The sequence below is a fragment of the Pseudoflavonifractor sp. MCC625 genome (genome assembly GCF_018784545.1).
Taxonomy (GTDB): domain Bacteria; phylum Bacillota; class Clostridia; order Oscillospirales; family Oscillospiraceae; genus Pseudoflavonifractor_A; species Pseudoflavonifractor_A gallinarum.
Genome location: NZ_WQOJ01000038.1, coordinates 2,501 through 5,403, shown reverse-complemented (window position 1 = coordinate 5,403; position 2,903 = coordinate 2,501). Strand labels below are relative to the sequence as shown.

Annotated in this window: 1 rRNA gene; it reads right to left on the bottom strand. The window is 52.3% G+C overall.

What is annotated here, in order from left to right:
- Nucleotides 1-24: 24 nt before the first annotated feature.
- Nucleotides 25-2,865: ribosomal RNA gene (locus GPK94_RS12520) — 23S ribosomal RNA — on the bottom strand.
- Nucleotides 2,866-2,903: the final 38 nt, after the last annotated feature.

The following is a 2,903-nucleotide window of genomic DNA, read 5'->3' as shown; positions in this document are numbered from 1 at the left end:
CAAGCGCCTGCATTGCTTCTTGTTAAGGTCAAGCCCTCGGCTTATTAGTACCGGTCAGCTGCATGTGTTACCACACTTCCACCTCCGGCCTATCAACGATGTAGTCTACATCGAGCCTTACCTCATAAAGAGTGAGAGATCTAATCTTAGGGGGAGTTTCACGCTTAGATGCTTTCAGCGTTTATCTCGTCCAGACGTAGCTACCCAGCCGTGCCCTTGGCAGGACAACTGGTACACCAGCGGTCTGTCCATCCCGGTCCTCTCGTACTAAGGACAGCTCCCTTCAAATCTCTTACGCCCGCAACAGATAGGGACCGAACTGTCTCACGACGTTCTGAACCCAGCTCGCGTGCCGCTTTAATTGGCGAACAGCCAAACCCTTGGGACCGAATACAGCCCCAGGATGCGACGAGCCGACATCGAGGTGCCAAACCTCCCCGTCGCTGTGGACGCTTGGGGGAGATCAGCCTGTTATCCCCAGGGTAGCTTTTATCCGTTGAGCGACGGCATTTCCACTCACATACCGCCGGATCACTAACTCCAACTTTCGTTACTGCTCGACCCGTCGGTCTCGCAGTTAGGCTCGTTTATGCGTTTACACTCACTGCACGATTTCCGTCCGTGCTGAACGAACCTTTGAGCGCCTCCGTTACCTTTTTGGAGGCGACCGCCCCAGTCAAACTGCCCACCTAACAGTGTCCCCCGACCGGATTCACGGCCGCAGGTTAGAAAACCAGCAAATCAAGGGTGGTATCCCAAGGGTGACTCCATACGAGCTGACGCCCGTACTTCCAAGTCTCCCACCTATCCTGTACATGATTTACCGATTTCCAGTATTAAGCTACAGTAAAGCTCCATGGGGTCTTTCCGTCTAGTTGCGGGTAACTGGCTTCTTCACCAGTACAACAATTTCGCCGGGTGGGCTGTTGAGACAGTGCCCAAATCGTTACGCCATTCGTGCGGGTCAGAACTTACCTGACAAGGAATTTCGCTACCTTAGGACCGTTATAGTTACGGCCGCCGTTTACTGGGGCTTCAATTCAAACCTTCGCTTGCGCTAAGCTCTCCTCTTAACCTTCCAGCACCGGGCAGGCGTCAGCCCATATACGTCATCTTTCGATTTAGCATAGACCTGTGTTTTTGGTAAACAGTCGCTTGGGCCTTTTCACTGCGGCCTCCCGTAGGAGGCGCCCCTTATCCCGAAGTTACGGGGCCAATTTGCCGAGTTCCTTAACAACCCTTCTCCCGTTGGCCTTAGGATTCTCTCCTCATCTACCTGTGTCGGTTTGCGGTACGGGCGCCTTAGTATACCTCACGCCTTTTCTCGCCTCTGGACATCGAAGACTTCCCTACTATATTTCGGTCCCTTACGCCCGGGTCAACCAACGCCCGGGTTCTCCTATTCCAAAGTGTCAGCGTGCTTAAAGTTCGGCGGCTACGGAATTTCTACCGTATGTGCATCGACTACGCCTTGCGGCCTCGCCTTAGCTCCCGGCTTACCTTGGGCGGACGAACCTTCCCCAAGAAACCTTAGATTTTCGGCCATTATGATTCCCACATAATTCTCGCTACTCATTCCGGCATTCTCACTCGAATACAGTCCACCGCTGCTCTCGCTACGACTTCACCCCATATTCGACGCTCCCCTACCCCTGTCTTACGACAAGCCCAAGCTTCGGTTACATGCTTAGCCCCGTTATATTTTCCGCGCAGAGTCACTCGACCAGTGAGCTATTACGCACTCTTTTAATGAGTGGCTGCTTCTAAGCCAACATCCTGGTTGTTTTCGCAACTCCACATCGTTTTCCACTTAGCATGTATTAGGGACCTTAGCTGTGGGTCTGGGCTGTTTCCCTTTTGACAATGAAACTTATCTCACACTGTCTGACTGCCAACCATCAATTATCCGGCATTCTTAGTTTGATAGGGTTCAGTAACCTTATCGGCCCCTAGCCCATTCAGTGCTTTACCTCCGGTAATCTAAGTTGACGCTAGCCCTAAAGCTATTTCGGGGAGAACCAGCTATCTCCGAGTTCGATTGGAATTTCACCGCTATCCACAGGTCATCGCCGATCATTGCAACGAGCGTGCGTTCGGTCCTCCATGGGGTTTTACCCCCACTTCAACCTGCCCATGGATAGGTCACCCGGTTTCGGGTCTATTGCCACTAACTTCATACGCCCTATTCAGACTCGCTCTCGCTTCGCCTCCGGTACTGAATACCTTAAGCTTGCTAGTGACAATAACTCGCCGGACCATTCTACAAAAGGTACCTCATCACCCTTTAACGGGCTTTGAGTGCTTGTAAGCACAAGGTTTCAGGTTCTATTTCACTCCCCTCCCGGGGTCCTTTTCACCTTTCCCTCACGGTACTGCTCCTCTATCGGTCATCAGGTAGTATTTAGGCTTGGAGGGTGGTCCCCCCAGTTTCCCACCGGGTTTCACGTGTCCAGTGGTACTCTGGATCCTCACTGATAGAAGTCGTCTTTCGCCTACGGGACTATCACCCGCTACGGTTGGCCTTCCCATACCATTCGGCTAAACTATTCTACCGTTGTGTGAGTCCACAACCCCGGAGAATAAATCCTCCGGTTTGGCCTCTTCCGCGTTCGCTCGCCACTACTAGCGGAATCTCGGTTGATTTCTCTTCCTCGCCCTACTTAGATGTTTCAGTTCAGGCGGTTCCCTTCCTACGCCTATTTGATTCAACGCAGGATGCTGGAGTATTGCTCCAGCGGGTTTCCCCATTCGGAAATCTCCGGATCAAAGCTCATGTGCAGCTCCCCGAAGCTTATCGCAGCTTGTCACGTCCTTCATCGGCTCCTGATGCCAAGGCATTCCCCTTGCGCTCTTTCTAGCTTGACCTTGTAGAACAGCCTTCGCTGTTCTCAAAATCATCAAGA